Raw genomic sequence first — 23,030 nt, 5'->3', positions numbered from 1 at the left:
GGTCACGCTAATGCATCTCCACGTCCTGCTGTAGCCCCGGAAGTGGCCGGTAGGTGACCTGCCGTCCGTCCAGCACCATCTCGACGTCGATCGTCTCCTCGAACGGCGGGCCCATCGGCCGGAGCAGGACGGGGTTGCCGTTCGGCTGGTGGATCCGCACGTTGACGCTGAGTTGGGTCGCGATGAGGTGCCCGACCAGATCACGCGCGTTGCCGGCACCGGCGTTCTCGGTGCCGTCCGCCTGCATGTGCCAGTCGATGTTCTCGACCAGCGCGCCGTACAGGTGGCCCTGGTGCATCGGCCTGCTGACGGTGAAGTCGGCGACGGCCCTGGTCACCGCCTGGTGGGTCGCGGCGAGGCTCACCACCTGCTGCCGCAGCGTGGCCGGGTCGATGTTCCTGGCCTGCCCGACCGCGGCGTAGAGGCCGGTGGGGGAGGTCGGCGGTGCGGGCTGGCGGACCAGCACGTCCTCGTTGAGGTACCGCAGGTGCCGCAGCGTGTGGTTGACGTGGTCGGACGCCACGAGCCCGTGGGCCGCGACGACCTTCTGGTCCTTCTGGATGCCCGCCTGCTGCCCGGTGAACGGCGCGGGCATCGGTGCCGAGACGGCCGGGTTCAGCCGGTTCTTGGCCGGTGCGCCGAGCTGGGTCTCCATCTTCTTCGGCGGGGCCCACGTGGTCGTGGTCTGGCCGTTGGCTGGCGGCAGGAACGGCTCGACGACCGTGTGCGCGCCGGTGCTGAGCCGCTCTCGTTCGTCGGCGAACTTGGTGCCCGCCTTGGACGACTTGCCGTCGAAGAACCGCTCGCTCACGTTCGGCAACGCGGTGTGCGACTGCGGCAGCTTGCCGTCCTTGATCAGCCCGTAGGCGATCCTGGACAGGTCGGTGCCGGTGTCGCCCGCCACGAAGTCGGTCGTGAACGCCTGACCGCGCACCGGGTGCCGGTTGTTCTGAACGTCCACTTTGGCCCGTTCGGTGGCCTCGGCCATGTCCGCCGGGTCTTCCGGCGTGTGCAGCTTGGCGAGTTCCCTGGCGTAGAACCTGTTGAGCGACTGGCCGAGCTGCCCGAACTCCGCCTGCCCCTCGCCGAAGCGCACCGACGGGTCCGCGAGCGGCACGAACCCGTCGACGAACAGGTTCGGTTCCGGCGTGTACGGCAGCAACGGGTGAATGGCCTGCTGGTTGCGGCGCGCGTGCATGTCCGCGTTGATCACGTGCTCGAACCGTTCGTGGAAGTCGGGTTCGCTCAGCTTCTCGCGGTAGGCCTGCTTCTGGGCGTCTGTGGTCTTCGTGTCGCCGTTGATGCGTGCGAGGACGTCGGCGTGCAGCTGCTGCGGTGTGGCGGTGACGCGGTAACCACCGCCGATCATCAACGGCCGTGACGGCTCCACGACGTCGTCGCCGACCCTGCCGTCCACGAGCTGCGCGACGTGGTCGAAGACGTGCCCGCCCTGCCTGGTCCTGCGATCGCCCGCGTCGAAGTCCATGACCGACACGTACGGGTGCGTTCCGTTGGCCGCCAACGCGGTCACGGCGAACTCGTGCGCGTCGCTGTCGAGCGTCGCGTTGCGGGTGTCGCCGAACTTGAAGCCCTTCGGCCCGTGCGGCACGCTCACCAGCGCGATCGGCACCGCCTGACCGTTCACCACCGGCGCGGCGGCGGCGATCGCGGTGTCGATCTCCTGCTGCGTAGAGGCGTTCACGCCGAGCACGAACGCCACGCGGCCGTTCATGTTGTTGGTGTTGGCCATGACGCCGTTGACGACATTGCCGAGCTGGTCGAGCTCACCGGCCCGCACGATCATGCTGACCACGAACGACGGCGGTTCGTTGTTCGTGATGCTCTGCTGGGTGCGCTGCAGGTAGTTGTCCGCTGTGATCGGCGCGAGCGTCCTGCCGTTCGCAAGGTTCTGGAACGCCGCGTTGTGCACGCCGTTCTCGTTGACCAGCTGGACTTCGGCCTCGCGGGCGCGCTTGGTGGCGTCCGCCTCGGGGTCGACGTCCATGTGCGTCGCGTCGCGCTTGGGCATGTTCGGTGCCGGCACGTCCTTCGGCTGGGCGTCGGTACCGGACTGCGGCCGGTTGTGCGACTGCAGCGCCGTCATCCGGTCGTTGATCAGCTGGAGGTGACGCGGCTTGAGCCGCGCGTCCGGTTTGTCGATGCCCTGGGTCATGGGGGAGTTGTCGTCGACGACGCGTCCCTTGCCGTCCTGGTGCTGGAAGATCGGCTTCACGTCGCCGGTCTCCAGGTACTCGTCGCGCAGGCCGAGGAAGTGCCCGACCTCGTGCGCGAGACGCCGCGAGTCCGTGTTCGCGGGCCACGTGAGCTGGTTGGCGCGGCCCTGCGGGTCGTCGGTGACGTCGATGGTGGCGTGCGCGTCGGCCGGGTTGTCCGTGAACTCGACCGTGACGTGGAACTGCTCGCCGCCGGGCAGCCGGTAGCCCTGGTTGAACATCTCCTCGACGCCCGCGCGGGTGCGGTCCTGCACGTCGGCGGTGCCGTTGTTCAGGTGCAGCCGGACGGTGAAGTCGCGCACCGGCACGCCGTCGACGTCCAGCACGCGGTTGTCGTACGCGATCGGGCCGCGCCAGGCCTGCATCTTGATGCCGTGCGGGCCGACCTGCGTGGTGTTCAGGACACCGCCGTCCTCACCACGCACCCAGCTGGTCGCCGGGGTGGTGGCGCGGGCGTCCGCGACGGCTTGGGAGGACACCGGGTTGTGCGGGTCGAACCACGGTGCGCTGGTCTCCGTGCTGTGCAACGGGTTCGTGGTGGTAGCCCGGCCGGTGTCCGCCGGGGGAGCGGACGGCGCCGGGTCGTCGTCGACCATGCCGTTGTCCTGCAACGTGGTCTTCAGCTCGGCGATCTTGGCGTCGTCGAGCTCGACACCCAGCGCGTTGCCGAGAGCGGTCCTGTTGTCGGTGACCGCCCTGGTGAACTGGTCGGCGCTCACGCTGCCGTCGGGCAGGATCTGCGCGTCTCCCAGCACCTTCTGCACCCAGAACGCCTGGTTGGTCGCGTCCGGCCCGGGGTGCGGGTTGGTGTCGATGGCATCACCGAGTGCCGGTGGACCGGTGAGGTCGGTGAGCGCCGTCTGCTGCGCCATGTTGAACGCGCGGTTGTAACCCTTGTCGTGGTTGAAGACGTCCATGGCGAGCTTGTCGGGGTCCGCCTGGTACGAGGGCGTGTTCCCGATCGTGTCCCACAGCTGGTGCGCCCAGCTCTCGTACTGAGCGGCGCCGCCCTCCTGGGCGAACGCGTCGAGCTGCTCGGCCTCGATGATCGGCCGCTCGAACTGCTTGTTGAACGCCTTGGTCACCTCGTCCAGGCCGTAGAAGAACATCAGTCCGGAGACGTCCTCGGTCCTCGTGTGCAGCACGACCGACGCCCGCAGCAGGTGCAGGCCCGCCTCGTGGTGGACGTACTTCCGCGGATCCGACCGGAGCGCAGCCTCGACGGCCTTCATCTGCGGGGTGGCGTTCTCCATCGCGTGGTCGGTCAACGCCGCGAGCTGGACCTCGGCCTCGGTCATCGGCTCCGGAGCGTTCGGCGGTGCCGGTTCGTTCGCGGGCGCCGGGTCGTCGTCGACCATGCCGTTGTCCTGCAACGTGGTCTTCAGCTCGGCGATCTTGGCGTCGTCGAGCTCGATGCCCAGGGCGTTGCCGAGGGCGGTCCTGTTATCGGTGACGGCACTGGTGAACTGGTCGGCGCTCACGCTGCTGTCGGGCAGGATCTGCGCTTCGCCGAGCACCTTCTGCACCCAGAACGCCTGGTTGGTCGCGTCCGGCCCGGGGTGCGGGTTGCCGGCGATGGTGTCGGCGAGCGAAGGCGCGCCGGTGAGGTCCGTCAGCGCGGTCTCCTGGGCGAAGTTCGTGCCGCGGTTGTAGCCCTTCTCGTGGTTGAAGACGTCGGCGGCGAGCTTGCCGGGGTTGTCCTGGTACGAGGGCGTGTTGCCGATCGTGTCCCACAGCTGGTGCGCCCAGCCGTCGAACGCGGTCCGGCTCTCCGGGGTGCTGAGGTCGCCGAACTGCTGCCGCTGCGCGGTTTCGATGATGGGACGCCCGAACTCGGCGTTGAACGCCCGCGCGACCGCCTCGACGCCGTGCCGCTGGATCAGGGTGGCGATGTCGTCGGTCTTCGTGTCGAGGACGACGGAGGCGCGGAGCAGGTCCAGGCCTGCCTCGTGGTCGAGGTAGGTGGCCGGGTTGGACCGCAGTTCCGTCTCCACCTGCTGGGCGAGAGGAGAGGCGTTCAGCATCGCGTCGGCGGTCAGAGCCTTGAGGTGGCTCGCCACGACGAGGCCGGGCACGCTGGTGGGTGCCTGGGACTCGGCGGAGGTGTTCGGCGCGTCGGTGGTGGACGTGTCGGTGTTGGTGGTGGGCGTGCTGGTGCTCGGGGTATTGGTGGCGGGGGCGCTGGTACTCGGAGTGTTGGTCGTGGAAGTGCTGGTGCTCGGGGTGTCGGCGGTGGGCGCGCTGGTGCTTCGGCTGTTGGTGCTTGGGCTGCTGGTGCTGGGTGCGTTGGGCGGCTGCGGTGCGGGACGCGTCTGCACGTCCCTGCTCGACGAGCCGTTGCCGGACAAGCCGTTGTTCGACGACGACGCCCCGTTCGACGACGCCCCGTTCGACGACGCCGTGGTCGTCGACGGCGGCCGGTTGTAGTCGGCGATCTTGTCGTCGACGACGGCCTTCCTGTCCCACCACTGCTTCTGCTTGTCGTCCGCCGCCCGCCGCGCGTCGTCGAGCTTGGTCTCGGCGTCCTTGATGCGGGCTTCCTGGGCCGCGCGGTCCGCGTCGAGCTTCGCCACGGCCTCCTGGTACCGGGTCTCCGCCTCGGTGCGGGCCGCATCGGCTTCAGCCACAACCTCCTGCTGCGCGGCGAGTGCCTCACGGCGCGCCGTGACCTCTTCACGCTGCACGACCAGGTCGGCCTCGGCCTCGGCGAGCTGTTGCTGCGCCTGACTCAAGGACGCGCCGGTGGAAGCTGCCTCGGCCTCTGCCGTCTGCAACGCGGCCTGAGCGTCGGCGTGGGCCTGACGGGCCGCGTCGACCTGCCCGGACAGGCCGGGAGCGTCAGGCGTCCTCGCCAGCTGGTTCTCCAGCGACCGCACCGCCTGCGCCCTGGTGTCCACCTCGGCGCGCGCGTTGTCGACCTCGAACTGCGCGCTCAAGGCCACGACACTGAGGCCGCTGACCCGAGGAGTCAGGTCGGCGACGGTCTCCAGCGTCCGTGCGGCTTCCGCACGTGCCGTCTCGGCGCGCGCCTCCAACGGCGGGAGCTTGGCCTGTTCGTCCAGGTGCTTCTCGATCGCGGCGTTGTAGTCGATCTGGACCCTGGTGAAGTCCGAGTCGTTGCGGGCCAGTGCGGCCGCCGCCTCGTTGATCACCTGCTGGGCGTCGTGGCGGGCGGTGTCGACCGCGACCTCCGCCGTCCGCCAGTCGTCCGCGGCCTTCTTGACGTCGGCCTGCGCGTCCGTCAGGTCCGCGCCGAACTCGTGGCCCAGCACGGTTTGCGCGTCCGTCGCCTGCATCCGGACAGCGGCCGAGTTCGGCACGGACAGGTCGACGACGGCCGTCTTGCCGCCGATCGTCGCGACCACGCGGTACTCGACGCCGAACTGGACGAGTCCGGTGGTGGCCTTCGGCTTGAGGTTGTTGGTCTTGTTGTCGGTCGGGCCGCCGGAGTTCGCGGTGGCGTCCTCCGCGGCGTGGCGCAGCTCGACACCGCTCACGCCGACGCTGACGTTGTCCTTCGGGTCCGTGTTCTGCTTGATGCCGGCGCCACCGGTCGCGAGACCGACGGACACGTCACCGCTCTCGGTGACCTTCGCCTCGCCGCTGGTCGAGGTGACCTGCGACTTGGGGTTCTCCAGCGCCACGTTGTCGCTGAGCGAGCCCAGCGACGGGTCCACCAGCTTCGCGTAGACCTTGACGTCAGCGTCCTGCCCGAACGTCAGCGCGGCCTCGTGCAGGCCAGGCACGGTCAGCGGGCCGGACAGCATGCCCGGCAGGTGCGGCTGGAGGTTCTCGGGGCTGAGCGTGGCCAGCAGGCTGTTCAACGCGCCGGTGCCCTTGCCGGTCAGACCCTTGCCCGCACCCGCGTCCTTCAGCGCCTGGAGCGTCGCCGCGCGCAGGTCCTTGGCACCGCGCAGGTTCTCGACCGACGCGCTCGGCGGCAGCGTGGCCGGGCTGCCGTTCTGCTGCCACTGCGAAGTGGCCTGCGCGGAACCCTGGTCCGCGGTGCGGGTGTGGATCTGCGTCCAGTACGGCTTCGGATTGGCGTGCCCGGCGACCTTCTGGTTGTCCGCGTGCAGCCGGACGGTCATCTCCTGCGGGCCGCTCGGCGCCGTCGCGACGACCTTGTCGCCCTTCTCGACGACGAGCTCGAACTCGATCGGCACGGTGTAGCGCGCCGCCGGTCCGCTCGCGCCGCGGTACTGGCTGAACTGGTCGGTCGTCGACGTGGTGACCGAGCTGCTCTTCGACTGCCCGACGTTGGCCGCCACGGCCGCGCCGACGGTGCCGGAGACGTTCGGGTTCGCGCTGCCGGGCGCGGCGAGGCCCGGTGCCTTGAGGCCGAGACCCCAGCCGGTGCCGCGGCCCTGGCTGTCGGCGACCTTCTGCGAACCGGACAGCGTCGACTCCATCTCGACGCCGTCGTTCACGACCTCCTGGAACTTCGGCGTGTCCGCCTTGGCCCGCAACGTGATCTGGAACGAGTCCTTGCCGAACGTGCCGGGCTGGTGCACCAGCAACGGCACACCGCCGTCCATCGCACTGTCGATCATCGCCTTGACGCTGGCGGGAGAGCTGAAGTCCACCAGGCGCTGGAGGTTGCTCATCGAGTCCTTGAGCACCGAGTCCGGCAGCAGCGGGTCCCCGAACCTCTTGGCGGTCTTGGCGTTGACGTCCTCGGTCAGCTTCGAGACCACGTTCGACAGGTCCGGCACGGACTCCACGACGGACAGTCCGAGCGCGCCGGGCTGGTCCTTGACGATGGTCGACGGAGGCGCCATCTTCGGGAAGTCGGGCTTGGGCACGTTCGGCTTGACGTCGGGCAGCAGACCCATGTCCCGCGCGACGTCCTCCGTCACGCGCACGAACACCGACTTCGGCAACGTGACGGTCGCGCCCTCGGCCTTGGGCGTGCCGCCGTGCAGGAAGTTCGTCGCACGGCTCTCGCCGACCACCGTGACGTCCGCGTCGAGCTGCACCAGCACGGTGCGGCCACCGGACGGCGTCACGAAGTTGCGGTCGACGCTGCCGCCGACCTCGGTCGCCGACGACTTCGAGTCAGACCACGGCGTTACCTTGCCCGCGACCGCGACACCACCGGAACCGCTGGTGGGGGCGGGCGAACCGGTCACGTTCGGCTTGACGGGAACGTTGATGCCGCCGGTGACGTCGACCGACCGGCTGGTCGAGGACGTCTGACCCGCCTTGTAGCCACCGGTGTTGGCGTTCTCGGTACCGGTGTTGTCCGAAATGGACACGATCTTGGGGTTGCTCAGCCCGAACTTCACGCCGATCGCGCCGGTCCGGTCGGTCATCCGCCGGTCGTACTTGAGGCCCTGTTCCTGAATGCCGGTCTCGGTCAGGGTGCGCAGGTTCGCCTTGATGTTCTCCGGGGAGAACATCTTGTCGATCTGGGCCCGTGACGCGGTGCCCGGCACGGTCAGCGCGGAGTCACCGCCCGCCGCGCGGTTGAGCGCGTCGATGGCCTGGTCGCGCAACGTCGTCGTGTTGGCGACGGCCTCGACGTGCAGGAAGTCCGGCGACTTCTCCTTCGGCCCGGTGCTCAGGAGCTCCTTGACGGTCGGTGCGTCCTTGAGCTTGCGCAGCTCCGGGTCACCGGGCTTGAACCCGCTGCCGGGGTCGTTGTCCAAAGTGGAGCTGTCGGACACCCACAGGTTGACCCCGCCCTTGATGGGCTCGAGGCCGTCGGTGCCCGTCCTGGCCACCGTGTTCTGCTCGGGGGAGTGGAAACCGGGCGCGCCGGGAACGATGCGCCGCACCCACGCCCGCGGCCGGGTGAACGTGGTGATCTCGACGTCGAACTCCACGTCGTGCCGGAACACCTGGGCGTTCGGGCTGCCGACGTTGAGCGAGGTGCTGTTGACCGTCGGACCGGCGGAGGTCTTGTCCGACCACCCGTGGTTGTACTTCACGCCGAACTGCGGCGTCGGCGTGAGGGAGGCGACGCTGGTCTTGGCCGGGATCGTCACCTTGCCCTCGACCCCACCGCTCCAGCCCTTGCTGGTCGTCGTGGACGCGTCGAGCTTCGGACCGGTCGACGACGCGTCACGGATGTTGCGCGCGTCGGCCTGGCCGAGGTGCTGCGGGTTCGTCAGCTTCGCCTTGACGGTGACGTTGACGTAGGTGTTGCTGGTCGTGCCGCTGTTCTTCAGCTGCACCTGGACGCCCGGTCCCATCAGGCTGTCCATGTTGGTCTTCAACGCCGCCGGGGAGAGCTGCGAGGTCAGCTTGCGCTGGTTCGCGAGCTGCTCGGCGACGTCGGAGAAGCTCTTGCCCTTGCTGCTGCGCGGGTTCGCGTTCGGGTCGTTCCAGCTCGGCAGGAACTTCTCGAAACCGGGGACCTTGCGCAGCGCTTCCTCGACCTGGCCCTGCACCTGCGCCGCCGCCTCGAACTCGCCGACCTTGGCGTTGCCCGCGGCGATCGCGTCGGCCAGGTACGGCGGCGCGAACTTGGTGCCCGCGGTGGCCGGGTCGACGGTGGAGTTCCTGGTGCCGTCCGGGGTGGGCAGGCCGAGCGCGCCGGCCTCCGGCAGCCCCACACGCATGTACGTGGTGACGGGGACCTTGACGCTGTCCCCGCTCGGGGTGCGGACCTCGACCTCGGCGGTCACCTTGTACAGACCGGTGTCGCCCTTGATCTGGATGCCGCTCTTGTGGCTCGTGTTGATGCCCGCGTTGACGCTCTCCGCGACCGTCGCGCTGTACCCGACGGTGGCGCCGACCTGGCCGCCGACCGCGTTGGGCACGCCGATGTTGCCGCCGAACCCGGCCGTGACACCGCCACCGGACTTCGTCGTCGAGGACACACCACTGCTGTGCGACGCGGTGTCGTGCAGGCGCAGCACCGAACTGTTGTGCGTGCCCACCAGTTCCGCAGTCTGCAGCTTGGCGGTCATCTGGACCGCGGCGCCCTTGCTCGCGTGCGGGCTGAGCAGGTCCGGCGACGTGACGTAGGCGCCGCCGAGCATCGCGCCGAGGTTGTTGCGGATCTCGGTGGGGCTCAGGAAGTTCTGCAACGCCTCGCGGCCGGGCGCGCCGACCTTCGTGATCGACGGGTGCAGCTTCGCCGCGACGTCGTTGAAGGCCTTCTTCTGGTTGTCGACCGACACGGCCTCGGGCGCGGGGTGCTCCAGCTTCACGCCCCACTGGGCGTCCGGTGGCGTGACCGCGGCGGACGTGTTGCCGGAGCTGGTGATCGTCGCCAGGTCGTTCGGGATCTGGAGCGTGACGTCGGTGCCGGTGGTGACGGGGTCGAGGGTGCGGACGGTGCCGTTGGCGGCGGTGAGGGTGATGTCGTACGAGACCTGCACGGTCGCCTGGGTCGAGCCCTCACCCGCGCGGATCGCCCGCTGGTCGGTGAGGGACGACGACGTGCTCTGCGACTGCGCCGGCGTGGCGAGCTGCGCCTTGCCGCCGAGCGAGCCGTACGGGCCCATCGCCACACCGGCCGTGGCCGAGGTGCCGATGTCGTTGGCCGTCGCAACGGTGTGCGTCGTCGACGACGAGTTGCCAGACTGCGCGACCGCGTCGACCTTGACGTGCGGCGCGTCCACCGGGGCGGTGTCCGTCTGCGCCTGCATCGTGGCGCGGACGTTCACCTCGTACGAGGTGTTGCCGACCTTGACCTGGAAGTTGCGTCCGCTGTCGAGGAACGACTCGAAGTCGCCCTTGAGCGCCTGCTGGATGCGGGCGGCGTCAGCGGGCTTGAGGTTCGGAATCGCGCTGGTGACGTTCTCGGCGCCGCGCACGTCCGTCGGCGCGATCGTGCCCAGGGCTTTGTTGTCCTGGAAGAACGACGGCAGGTTCTGCGTGCCCGGCATGACCTGACCGACCGCGGGCGGTGCCACGGTCGTCATCGGGATGACCGGGTTCGGCGTCGGCGGTGCGGGGCGCGTCTGCACCTCGGGCGCCGGACGGGTGTCGGCGTCCGGTGCGGGTGGCGCGCCGCGGTGCGACGTGCCGGACGGGCCCGCATCGGGGTCGTGCGACCCCGGCGGGTTCACCGGGGTGTGGGGCGTGAAAGTGGACTTGCCGTTCGGGTTCGGTTGCACCCTGATGTCGAGCGGCTTCCCGAACTTCGGCTCCTTCCACCTCTTCGCCTTGTCCTGGTCCGCCTTGGTGGAGTTCTCCTTGACGTCCGGCTTGAGCTCGTGGAACGGGTCGATCGTCGTGACCCCGTTCGGGCCGTGGAGGTTGATCGGCCGGTTGAGCTGGGTCGCGAGGAGCTTGACGGCGAGCTCCTCCGCCTTGGCCGCCTTGGCGTTCTCAGCGGCCTTCTCGGCCGCGTCGGCGGCGTCCTGCTCGGCGCGCTGGTCGGTGTCCAGCTCGGTGCCGGGCGTGCCCGTGTTGTCGACCGGATGGTTGTAGTTCGGGTCGGGTTTGAAGTGCGGCGGGATCTCGGTCTTGGGCGTCGGGCCCGGTTCGATGACCGCGTTGACCAGGTGGCCGTTCTCCAGACCGTGCTCCTGGCGGAAGTTCGCGATCTGCGAGGTGATGCCGGGCGAGGCGATCGAGCCCTGCCGGATCGCACCGGTGCGCAGGTCCGTCGCAGACGGGACGGCCTTGCCCTTGCCGCCCTTCTTCTTGCCCCCGTTCTCGTTGGCCAGCGCGTCGTGCACCGCGTTGAACACACCGTCGGGCCGCGGGTCGCCCGCGAGCGGCGCGATGCCGTGCTCGAACATGCCGAACGTGCGGGTGACGTTGCTGTTGTTGTCCGACAGCGCCATGTTCAGCACTGTGGCCATCTTCTGCTGCTTGGCCGTCTGGTCGATGTGGCCGAGCTCGGCTTCGGTCCGCGGCGGGAGCTTCTTGCCGTCCGCGGGCTTCTCCCTGGGCGGCGGGTAGTTCGTGGTGGGGTCGGCCTGCGGGTCGACGCCCATGTGCCCGTGCCCCTCGATCGGCGCGGACACCGCCTTGTTGAAGGTGTTCTTGTCCTCCCAGCCGAGCTTCAGCGAGTCGACCTTCGAAGGGTTCCAGCCACCCGTCGTGCTGGTCTCGACGTGCGTGCCGGTCGCGGGGTCGTAGTCGTACTCGTGCTTGACGATCTGCTGGGGTTCGCGCTTCACGTGGGGCTTGTTGCCCGGGTTCGGCTGGCCGCCCCTGCCGGGCTTCTTGTCCTGGAACTCGTTGCGGATGTCCGCGGCCGACGTCTCGGCCTTGGCCGCCTTCGCCGCCGTCGGGTTGTCGCCACCGTAGGTCCGGTTCGGCACCGTGTTGAGGGCGACGTGCGACTGCGGCCACGACTTGCCGTCGGACTTGGCGTAACCGAGCGCGATGCGGGACAGGTCGGTGCCCACCGCGCCGTTCACGAAGTCGGTGGAGAAGTTCTCGCCGCGGTACGGGTTGCGGTTCGTCTGCGCGTCGACGTCGATGCCGGAGTCCACCACGACGTTGGTGGACGCCGCCTTGAAAGCCGGGTTGTCGTTGGCATTCCTGGTGTTGGACTCGATGTTGGCGTTGATCGACTCCAGGGTCTTGGCCTGGCTCGGGCTGGGGACGCCGCCCTGTGCCGCGATGTCGGCTTCGAGCTGGGCCTTGGCCGCGTTGAGATCCGCGTTGAGCTCGGGCTTCGGCAGCTGGTTCGTGTGGATCTCGGCCAGTTCCTTGCCGGCGAAGGAGTTCATCGACTTGCCGAGGCCGTTGAACTCGGCCTCCCCGTCGCTGAACTTCACGTTCGGGTCGACCACCGTGACGTTCGCGTCGATGAACAGGTTGGGCTCTGGCGAGTACGGCAGCAGCGGCGCCGAGTCCGCCTGCCGGACCCGAGCGTCCATGTCGTCGTTCATCGCCTGCTGGAACTTGGCGGGGAAGTCCGGGTCCTGCAGGTGCTCCTTCGCGAGGTCGAGCTGCCGCTGCTGTTCGGCCCGCTTCTTGTCGTCCAGCGACGTGTTGTTGTCGAGCGCCGCCTGTTCCTTGTCGATCCGCGTCTGAACGTCCCTGACGAGTGCCTGGGGGTCGCCGACGCGGTAGCCACCCGCGTGCATCAGCGGGCGGATCGGGCCGACGTCCGGCGGGTTCAGCGTCTCGTTGAAGTGGGTGAAGACGTCCTTCTGCCCGCCCGTGACGAGGCGGGAGCCGGTGTCGAAGTCCTGGATCGACAGGTACGGGTGGGTGCCCTTGCCGTTCAGCGCGCCGACCGCGAACTTCGTGGCAGCGCTGTGCATCGTCTCGTTGCGCATCCTGCCGAAGGGGAAGTCCTCGTTGGCCTTCACCTCGGACAACGGCACGATCGCCACGGGCTCTTTCCGGTTCGCGACGGCGTTGTTCGCCGTCTCGATGTTGGCGCCCATGTCGGCGTTCGAGCCGGCGCGGCCGTTCACACCGACCACGAACACCATGTCCTTGCCGATCGGACCGGCGTCCTTGGTGATGGCGTTGATGACGTCGTTGATCTCGCCGAGCTGGTTGTGGCCGACGATCATGTTGACCACGAACGACGGACGCTTGTCGCCCTCGACGCTCTCCTTGAGCTTGGCGAGGTAGTTGTCCTTGGTGGGCAGGTCGATGTCGCCGTTGGCGAGCTGGGCGAACGCCGGGTTGTAGGAGAAGTTGACGTCGCCGAGGGACAGCGTGTCGAACTGGTCGGCGAGGTTGTCCAGCTGACTGTCGTTCTGGGCATCGTTCATGTCGACGTCGCCGTCGGACTGGGTGTTCGCGTCGCCGTCGGACTGGGTGTTCGCGTCGACGTCCATCGGGGTGTCGTCCACAGTGGACGCTTCCCCGTCGTTCTTCCGCTTCTTGGTGGCCGGTTCGGGTTCGGCGTCGCTGTCGCTGTCCTCGTCGAACGGGCGCTTGTCCGGCATCGGCCGCGTGTCGGCGTCGGGCCGCGTGTCGGTGTTCGGGTTCGGGTTCGCGGGTGGCGGCACGGTGGCCGGGCCGGCCGGCTCGATCCTCGTGTCGGGCACCATCACCTGGCTGTTGGCGGTGCGTTCGACCAGCCAGAGGTGACGGGGCCGCAGACCGGGGTCGGGGCCGTGGACGTCGCTGCCCATCATGCCGCCGTCGTCCTTGTGGACGCCGGAGTTCGTGTCGTGCTGCTGGAAGACGCGGCTGGAGTCGCTGTACTCGTCGGGAATTCCGAGGTAGTGCAGCGTCTCGTGGGCGAGCACCTCGGGGCTGGTGCTGGGGTTCCAGTGCGTCTGGTCGACGTTGGGGTTGTCCGGGTCGACCTTGATGCTGGTGTGCGCGTCCGCCTTGTTGTCGGTGAACTCGAGGTTGAGGTGGAACTGGTCGCCGCTGGGCAGCCGGTAGCCCTGGTTGAGCAGGTTGTCGACGCCGTTGGTGGCGTTCTCCTTGACCTGCGCGATGACGTCCGGGTCGACGTTCGCCGCGGGATCGACGTGCACCTTGACGGTGTACTCCTGCACGAAGTTGCCGGGGCTCGTCTCGATGCGGCGCAGGTCGTAGTTGATCAGGCCCTGGTAGGACTTGATGTTCGACGGCGTCGAGTCGGTGCGGACGTCGTGGACGACGACGTCGACGGTCCGGACGTTGGTGTCGTTCCTGCGATCGGCCCACGTGCTGCGGTCAGCAGGATCCTTGGGCGCGAACCAGTCGGCGCTCTTCGCGGGGTCGTGCCGCCACGACTCGTCGGTGATGACGTCCTTGCCGTGGTGCGACTCGGGCGTCGGCGGCTCCAGCTTCGGTGGTGCGCCGCCGCTCCTGACGTCCTTGGGCGTGCCGTCGCTCGGTGCGGGACGGGTGTCGGTCGACCTGTCGAGCTGGCTCTCGCTCTCCGGCGTGACCCACTCGATCCCGTTCCACTGGTTCTTGACGTCGGGGTCGAACATCGCCTCGAAGTCGGTCTTGCCGATCGCGGGCACGTCCGTCGGCATGTATCCCGGGTTGTACCCGAGGTTGAGGCCGCCGTGGTCCATCGCGACCTGGCCGATGAGCCCGATCTGCGGTGCCAGCCCGTTGTCGGCGAGCGCGTTCGGCCCGGAGACGTCCGGCGCCTGCTCCTTGAGCGTGCCGAGGAACTCCGGCGAGCTCTTCTTGTCCGCGAGCGGAACGTCCCTCGGCCCCACGCGGTCGACGAGGGTGTCGAACTTCTGCGGGATGACCTCGGCGAACTTGTTGATCAGCGCCCCGTCCGGCGGCGTGACGATGAACGCGTTGCCGAGCTCGCCCTTCTTCCACTGGGCGTCGGCGGCGTTCTGGACGTTCTCGGGCGTGAGCTGGGCGTCACCGGTGGCCTTCTGGACGCTGCTGGTGTCCCGCAGCCGAGGCCCGATCACCGGCACGTCGGTCGGGTGCATCTTCATGTCGCCGATGTTGTCCAGCGACAACGACCCTGGCTTGATGTCGACGTCGACGTACACGCCACCGTTCTTGGCCAGCACCGCGTACCGGGCGATGTCCGACGCGAGGTTGTAGGCCTTCGCGTCAGAACTCTGCGCGGCCGCGTAGACGTCCTTGAGCGTCGTGTTGTTCTTGGTGGGCGGCGTCTTGTTCGAGAGTTCGTCGACGAGCGTGTCCACATCGGACTTGATGTCGATGCCGCCGTCTTTGAGCTGCTTCACCACCGCGGGGTCCCAGTCGACGCTGGACCCGTCGGTCCACAGGGTGGCCGTCCACCCGTTGTTCTCGTTGGTCTGCGCGGCCCACTCGAGCATGCCGTTGACGGACTCGGGTGACGGCGTGTCGCCGAACCAGGCGAAGTGCAGCTGCTTGGGGACGTCGACCTTGCCGGCGTCACCCTTGTTCTGGACGGCTTGGTCGTAGTGCGCCTGGAGGTCGGCGGCGGCTTTCGCACCGCCCTCGGTGTTCTTGAGGCGGTTGATGAGGATGCGCGCGGTGGCGGGCTTGCCTTCGTTGACCGCGGTGTCGATCTCGGCCTTGACGGCCTCCACGTCGATGTTCGTGGGGTTGGGGTTCTTGAGGAGGTCGGTCCACGGGTTCGGCGGGGCGGTGGACACCGGGGCCGGTGCGGGGTTCGGGTTCGGATTTGGTGCGGGGGTCGGGTTCGGCGCTGCGGGGGGCTTGTTGAAGAGACCCTTGATGAAGTTGATGCCGAGGTACTTCTTGATGGCGGCGCGCGTCTTGCCCTTGCCGCCGCCGGGGCGTGGCTGGGCCTGGTAGTTCGAGGCCGCCGGGTGGGCGCGCGGGACGACGTTCGGGTTGGGGTTCGCGCTGGGGGTTGGGGTTGGGTTCGGGGCCGGGGCCGGGGTGACCAGCGGGGGCGCCACGACGATGTCGGGTGCGGCGGTCGTGGTGGTGTTCGGGCTCGTGGTGGTGTTGGGGGCGGGCTGGGGGTTGGCGCCGCCGGGGGCCGGTCGCGTTTGGACGGTCGGCGTGTTGGGGCTCGGGTTGGGGGAGTTGGGGTTCGGCGCGTTGGAGCTCGGCGTGTTCGGGTTCGGCGAGTTCGGGCTGGGGGCGTTGGGGCTGGGCGCGTTGGGGCTCGCGGTGTTGGGGTTCGGCGTGTTCGGGCTGGGAGTGTTCGGGTTTGGCGCGTTGGAGCCCGGGGTGTTGGGGTTCGGGGTGTTGGTGCTCGGGCTCGGGGTGTTCGCGGACGGGACGTCGGTGCCCGGCACGGTGGTCGGCGCGTTCGGGGGCGGCGTGTTGACCGGCGGCGTGTTGACGGGCGGCGCCGGAGCGGGACGCGTCTGCGCGGGCGGCGGCGTGTTCGTGTCCGGGGTGGGCTTTGCCTGGCCGGGGGTCGTGTCCGGCTTGGGGGTGTTCGGGTTCGGCTGGACGTCTGGCGTCGGCTTGGCCTGAACCGGCGGCGTGTTCGACGGCGGGACGTTCGTCTCGGGCCTTGGCGGCGGGACGTTGGTCGCTGGATTGGGCGACGACGGGTTCGCCGAGGGGACGTTGGCCGGCGGGACGTTCGTCGCGGGGTTGGGCGAAGGCGCGTTGACGCTCGGGCTCGGCGAGGGCGCGTTTACCGGCGGGGTGTTCGGGCTCGGCGTGTTGACCGTGGGCGCGCTGGGGCTCGGCGTGTTGGCCGGTGGCACGTTCGTCGGTGGGGCCGGGCGTGTTTGTGCGGGTGGCGTGTCGGCCTTGGGCGTTGCCTGGGACGGGGTGGTGTCCGGCTTCGGTGATGGCGCGTTCGTCGAGGGGTTGGTGGACGGCGCGTTGACGTTCGGCGCGGGGGACGGCGTGTTGGCCGGTGGCACGTTCGTCGGCGGGGCCGGGCGCGTCTGTGCGGGTGGTGTGTCGGCCTTCGGCGATGCCGGAGCTGGGGTGGTGTCCGGCTTCGGTGCCGGAGTGGTCGGCGACGGCGTGTTCGTCGCCTGGGCTGGGGCCGGCGTGTTGATCGGCGGCGCGGGCGGCGGGGTCGGGCGCGTCTGGGCGGGCGCGGTGTCCGCCTTGGGTGCGGGGGACGGCGCGGCGGTGTTCGGCGCGGGCGGTGGGGTGGGTGCCGGGCGCGGCTGGGGCTGCGGTGTGGTGCTCGGGGTGGTGGAGGACGGTTGTGGGGTCAGCGGGGTTGGCTTCGGGGCAGGCGGGGGCGTTGAGGGTGAGGTGCCCGGAGCCCTCGTGATGGTGTTGTCCGGGGTGGGGGGCTTGGGCGCGTCGAACACGCCCTTGCCGGCGCTCGTGCCGAACTTGCTGCCGCCCCTCTCGCCGCCGGTGGCTCCTGGGGTTGCGCCTGGAGCCATGGGTGGGGCCATGCCGGGGGTGGCCGCGGGGGAGGTCGCTGGAGAGGCCGGTGGGGTGACGCCGCCGCGTGGGGCCGTGGTCGACGGTGGGGTCACGGCGCTTTGCGGGCCCGGTGTGGACGGGGTCGCGTTGCCCGGGACGCCCGGCTTCGGGGTGGCCGCACCTGGTGTCGAGCTGCCGGGCACGCCGCTACCCGGGACGCCGCTGCCCGGAACACCAGTGCCGGGAACGCCCGGCTTCGGGGCGGGCGGGGGCGTTGCGGTCGAGCTCGGTGGCGCCTTGGTGATGGTGCTGTCCGGGGTGCCGGGCTTGGGGGCGTCGAACAGGCCCTTGCCGCTGCCCGTGCCGAACTTGCTGCCGCCCCTTTCGCCGCCGGTGGCTCCTGGGGTTGCGCCTGGAGCCATCGGTGGGGCCATGCCCGGTGACATTCCGGGTGGGGTGGAGCCGCGTGAAGGTGACGTCACGGCGTTCTGCGGGCCCGGTGGGGTCACGCCGGGTTTGGTGCCCGCGGTCGAACCCGGGGTCGAACCCGGCGTGGTGCCGGGCAGGGTGGGGATGCCGATGCCCTTGCCGCCACCGCCGGGCGTTCCCGGCGACTTCGGGGTCGAGGAACCTGGCGTGCCGCCGATGACCGGAGGCGCCACGGGTCCGACGCCGCCAGGGCCCTTCGGAATTCCGGTGCCGACAGGGCCGGCACCACCCTTGATGTTCGGTGTGGCCCCGACCGAAGGGCCGCCGGGTGTCTTGACCCCGCCGCCACCGACAGGACCCGTGCCGCCCTTGACGTTGGGCGGGATGCCGACCGACGCACCGCCGGGCGTGTTCACCGCACCGCCACCGAGAGGTCCGGTGCCGCCCTTGATGTTGGGCGCGGTCCCCACGGAGGGGCCGCCCGGCGTCTTCACCCCGCTGCCACCGGCAGGTCCGGTGCCGCCCTTGATGTTGGGCGCCGTGGACACCGAGGGGCCGCCGGGTGTCTTGACACCGCCGCTGCTGGCGGGTCCGGTGCCGCCCTTGATGTTCGGCCCCTGAGCGACCTTCGGCCCGCTCTGGACGTTGGCGCCCTTGGTGCCGCCCGTGCCACCGGCGATCGTGCCCGGCCCGGACACCTTGGGGCCGTCCTGCTTGGCACCGCCGAGCGTGGTTCCCGCCGAACCGGGTGGCGGCTTGGCCGTCGTGCTGGTGTCGAACGACTTGAAGTTGGTGCCCTGGCCGGTGTCGGTGTTGACGGCGGTCTGGTGCGTGGCCTTGATGCCCGACTGGACGTCGGTGAACGCCTTGGCTCCCTTGTCGGCCTGAGCGACGGCGTTGTCGTTGGACGCGTTCAGCGCCGGCACCGCGAACAGGCCGATGGGGCCCAGGGCGTTGCCGCTGAAGTTCAGGCCCCGCAAGCCGCTCGAGATGCTCGCCAGCCGGGACCCCAGGTCGCCCGCCTTGTTCTGCAACCCCTGCATCGAGGAGTCGTTCATGGAGAAGCCGGTGTTGCCGGTGGGGCCGCCCCCACCGGTTCCGGTGGGTGGCGGCGCCGAGGGGGTCGGGTTCGGCGCCGGGTTCGGGTTCGGCGACGGGTTGGGATTGACGTTCCCCTTGGCCATGAGCGGCGATTCTCCAGTGCTGCGTCAGAACAAGGCGGGATCGGGATCCCGGCTGTTGGCTGGACTTACTCCGTCGGCCTGGTGGAGCGTTCGTGCACGACGGTCGGGCGCAGCGGTGTGGCGGCGGCACCGCCTCCCGCCTCGTACGCCGGGCGGAGCGGCTCGCTCGCCATGAGCGGGTTCACGGCCTCGTGGACGGGCTGCTCGGCCTCGACCCGCGCGTAGGCCGGCTGCATCGGCTCGAGGACCTCGTACGCCTGGGACATCTGCGTCCGCGCCATCGGCTCGTAGCCGGACGGCTCCGAAGGCTCGCCGTACCCCTCACTCATCTCGAACGGCTGCACGACCTGGTGAACCGGCGAGGCCGCGGTCATGCTCACGCCCGAGACCATCGTCGCGTCCTGGGCAGCGGGCGCGTTGAAATGAGTGGGGGCGGTGGCCGTCACGGCCTCCACCCGGTGCATCGGCTGCAGCGGCTCGACGGCCTCCATCCGCCTAAGCGCTTGCATCGGCTCGACGTGCGCCTCGGCGCGCATGGTCGCGTGCATCGGCTCCACGGGGGCGTCCATCCGCCTGAGCGCCTGCATCGGCTCCACGGGGGCGTCCGGCCGCCTCAGCGCCTGCATCGGCTCGGCCGCGTCCATCTGCACGGTGCCCACACGGGCGTGCGGCGCCTCGAACGCACTCGCCTGCACCGTGCCGACACGCGCGTTGGCGAGCGTCTCCGGGGTGGCACCGCCGCCCTGGCCGCCCGACTGGTTCTTCTGGACCGCCTCGTCGATCTTCTTGTCGACGTCCTTCGAGGCCTTGTAGCCCTCGTAGGAGATCTCGGCGACGTCGGCGGTGTTCTCGAAGCGCTCCCAGCCCTTGCTGATCTTGGCCATGATGCCGTCGAGGTCGCCGATCCGCTTCATCTGACGGCCCAGCGCCGCCACCACGCGGGCGACGCGCGAGGCGATGTTCGTGCCCAGCGCGACCGCCTTGCCGACCGCGAAGCCGATGAAGGCCGGGATCGAGGCGCCGAACGTCGGGATCATGGCGGCGGCCGCGAGGATCGCGCCACCGATCAGCGAACCGATCAGCTGTGCGATCAGGTCGCGGACGATGTCGCGCAGCACGGTGACCAGCATGCCCATGATCGCGACGATCTTGGCCTTGGTCTCGACGGCCTGCGCGAGCTCGTCGAGCTCCTGGCTCATGCCGTCCATGCTGCGCTTGAACGCCTCGGAGGACGCGCCGGTCCAGCCGTCGAACGTCGCGAGCCCGCTCTTGTGGTCCTCGGCCAGCACGCGCAGCTCGGCCGCGCGGGCCTTGGTCGCCTCGACGTTGGCCTGGATCTCCTCCGGGTTGCCCATCAGCTGGTTCAGGGCGTCGCGGAGGAACGACACGTGCTCGATCAGCCAGCCGACACCGGCGCCGATGATGCTGCCCAGCGGGTCGATCGCCAGCATCACCGTGGCCGACGCCGCACCGATCGCGTTGAACGTGATGTCCAGCGCCTTCTCGGTCTCCGACTCGGCGTCCTTGCCGATGCCGTCGATGAGGCTGCCGTAGGCCTCGATGAACAGCGAGCCCTTGAGCTTGTTCTCCTCGGTGATCTTCATCCCCGGAGGAGACGGGAGTGGAGTTTCAGGCGCGGTCATCGATGTTCCTCACCAGGGCTGGTTGTCGTCGTCGTCTTCGTCGTCCGAGCGTCGTCGTCCACGCACGGGCGCCGCCTGCGGGGCCGCCGCGGGGCGGCTCACCGGCGGGGGAGCAGGCGCGGGGGCCGGCTCGTCGTCGATCTCGTCGTAGGTGTCGGTGGTCTCCTCGGCGTCCTCGTCGTCCGGGATCGCGTCCGACACCATCTGGTAGGCCTCGGTGCCCTCGCCCAGCGGCTTGAAGATCTCGAGGACCTTCTCCGCCGCCTGCTTCTGGGCCTGCCGCGCGGTTTCCAGGATCACCGCGGTCAGCTTGGCCGCGCCCAGCTCGACCGCCCGGTGACCGAGGACGAGGTTCTGCAGGCCGCCGTTGGGGCCCACGGTCACCGTCACCGAGCCGTCCTTCGACTTCACGGTCGCGGTGGACGCCGCGAAGTTCTCCTGCAGGTCCTCCGACTTCTTCTTCAGGTCGGCCAGCTTGGCCTCGTACTCCTCGACCCACTGAGTGGGGTTCGCGGGATTCACACGGTCCTCCGGCGGCGGTGGTTCAACTGCGAACGCGTCGGATCACGCGAGCACAGCGTTGATTCGGGTGGCGATGCGGTCGTTGTCGGTCGGCGAGAGGCTCAGCCAGCCGTCCGAGTTGACCATCAGGTAGCGGCCCTGGTGGGTGTCGAACCAGTTGATCACGACACCCGAGCGCTGCTTGCCCAGGGTCACGCCGAACTGGCCGCCGGCGACGCGGTTGGCCGCGAGCTCGTCGAACTGCCGCGCGTCCTGAGCGGACAGACCGGCCTGCTGCAGCGCCTGCCGGTCGTCGATCTCGCCGTCGCCCCACGGGTCGTCGGAGTCGTCCTGCTGCTCGGCCTCCTGCAGGGCGATGGCGTCCTGCAACGTCTCGACCCGCACGTTCACCGCCGTGCCGGGGCCGGGTTCGCCGTCGGGCAGCACCCTGACGATCTCGCGGGCGATGCCGGTCTCCCGGATCGCCAGCAGCCCCACGCGGTCGTCGTCGATGATCGCGAGGACGGCCCGCTCGCCGTTGGAGACGGCGAGCGCGCGCACGGTGCGGTCGAGGCCCGCGACCGCGTCGACGGACACGTCGTGCTCGTCGAGCAGCCGCAGGTGGTCCGCGAGCCGCTGGTCGTCGGCCAGACCGCGGGCGCGCAGCTCGTCGAGCGTCTTCTCCCGCAGCACCCGGCGGTCCTGCTCGGTGTCACCCTCGCTCGGCACGTCCAGCGGATAGGGCATCCGGCCGAGCCGCAGCTCGTGCCACAGGACGTCGAACTCGCGTGGCGAGAGCAGGAACTCGGGAGTGATCACGACGCGTCAGGCCCCTTCTTCTTGGGCTTCGCGCCGCCGATCACCGACGGGGGCAGGTTCTCGCCGGGGACCTCGAACAGGTCACCGCCCATGATGTAGCTGGCGGAACGGTGTTCCTTGTCGTCGTCGCCCTTGCCACCGGCACCGGGAGCACCACCCATCGGCGCGCCCGCACCCATGCCGGCACCGGCCGCGGCCGCGCCCCCGGGCCCGGTCATGCCCATCGGCATGCCGCCACGAGCGCCCTGCACACCGGCCGTGCCGCCGGGCTGCATCGCGCCACCCGCACCACCGGCGCCACCCGCACCGCCGCCGAACGCACCGGCACCGCCCGCGCCACCGAAGTTCGGCATCGCGCCGGGCTTCACGGACGAACCGCCACCGCCGCCACCGCCACCGCCGCCAGGACCGCCACCGGGTCCGCCAGGACCGGTGTAGCCCGGTGCCGTCGGCGTGAAGGCCTTCGGGTTCTGCGGGGTGTAGGTCGAGTTCGGTCGCGGCGTCGAGCCGGACGGGCCCGTGCCGGGGTACGGCGCGCCACCCGACGGGAACTGCGGCGTGTAGTTGTTGTTGCCGCCGCCGCTCGTGTAGCTGGTGGGGTTGGGCGGCGGCGTGTAGCCCGGTGCCGTCGGCGTGTACGTGGCGGCGGCCGCGTTCGTGTTGCCGGGGTTGTAGCTCGTCATCTGGGGCGTGTAGCTGCCCCCACCTCCGCCGCCTCCGCCACCGCCGGGGTTGGCGGGCGGGGTGTAGCCAGGAGCCGAGGGCGTGTAGGCGGCCGCGGCGGGCTGGTTCACGCCACTGCCCGCTCCCGCGCCACCGCCCGCTCCCGCGCCGGCTCCGGCACCGGCGCCTGCTCCCGCACCGGCTCCGGTGGGCGTGGGCGCGGTCGCCACGCCGGCGGCGCTCTGGGCGTGCGTGGACATGAGGGCTTCGGCGCCACCGAGCGTCGGTGCGGACACCGAGCGCAGCGTCGCGAGCACCGGCTGCTCGACCTCGCCGGTGTTCGGGTTGAACGGCGGCTTGAACGTCGGCGTCGACGAGTCGATCTGCCGGGAGTTGGCTTCCATGGAGGTCATCACGGTGACCGCCTGGTCGTGCGCCGCGCGCGAGGCGGCGTTCGCGACAGCGATGTCAACGGACGCCAGCACGAAGGCGGTCGTGCCCGGCTGGGAGAGCGCGGCGGCTGCCTTGTTCCAGTCGAACTGGACCGGCGCCGGCATCTGCGCTCGCGCGGCTTCCATGACACGGCCCTGGTCGGCGACCTTGTTGCCGACCTCGACGGCGGTGCGCGCGGTCTCGTCGACCCAGTCCCCGAGCTTCTTCATCGCAGCCCGGGCGGCCTCGGCGGCGTCACCTGTCCACTTGGTCTCCGACGCGGTGATGACCGCGTTGATCGTGCGTGCCGCCTCGGTCAGCTCGGAGCCGTACCTGCCCCAGTCGGAGCTGATCTGGCCGGCCTGGCCGGGGTCGTTGTTGTTGTGCACCGCGGCGTAGAGCTCTTGGTGCGACCGCGACGCCCAGTTCTGCGGGTCCGTGAGGACCGGGACGTTCTCGATCTCTCTCGGGTCGGTCTCGGGGGGCATGACCGGCTCGCCTCTCACGTCGATGGACACTGC

The 23,030-nt window shown here is 70.0% G+C and carries 5 protein-coding genes; all 5 read right to left on the bottom strand.

Features of this window, described 5'->3' with window-relative positions:
* Nucleotides 1–7: 7 nt before the first annotated feature.
* Nucleotides 8–18,451 (bottom strand): glycosyltransferase, encoded by an 18,444-nt coding sequence (locus AOM45_RS23920; protein ID WP_035909987.1) that lies wholly within the window; start codon nt 18,449–18,451, stop codon nt 8–10.
* A gap of 65 nt (nt 18,452–18,516) precedes the next feature.
* A complete protein-coding gene (locus AOM45_RS52165; RefSeq protein WP_174517925.1) occupies nt 18,517–20,055 on the bottom strand; it encodes a hypothetical protein in 1,539 nt (512 codons plus the stop codon).
* Between the two features lie 48 nt (nt 20,056–20,103).
* Nucleotides 20,104–20,616, bottom strand: a complete 513-nt coding sequence (locus tag AOM45_RS23895; protein WP_030467325.1) for a YbaB/EbfC family nucleoid-associated protein — start codon at nt 20,614–20,616, stop codon at nt 20,104–20,106.
* A gap of 42 nt (nt 20,617–20,658) precedes the next feature.
* Nucleotides 20,659–21,414, bottom strand: a complete 756-nt coding sequence (locus tag AOM45_RS23890) for an ESX secretion-associated protein EspG (RefSeq protein WP_030467324.1) — start codon at nt 21,412–21,414, stop codon at nt 20,659–20,661.
* The gene (locus AOM45_RS23885; RefSeq protein WP_156093789.1) at nt 21,411–22,997 is read right to left on the bottom strand and encodes a PPE domain-containing protein; all 1,587 of its coding nucleotides are present in this window, start codon (nt 22,995–22,997) and stop codon (nt 21,411–21,413) included. The genes AOM45_RS23890 and AOM45_RS23885 overlap by 4 nt, the downstream gene beginning before the upstream one ends.
* Nucleotides 22,998–23,030: the final 33 nt, after the last annotated feature.

It is taken from the genome of Lentzea aerocolonigenes (assembly GCF_000974445.1).
Classification (GTDB): Bacteria; Actinomycetota; Actinomycetes; order Mycobacteriales; family Pseudonocardiaceae; genus Lentzea; species Lentzea aerocolonigenes.
Note: the sequence above shows the minus strand (reverse complement) of the source record. Positions and strands in the feature narration are given on the sequence as shown.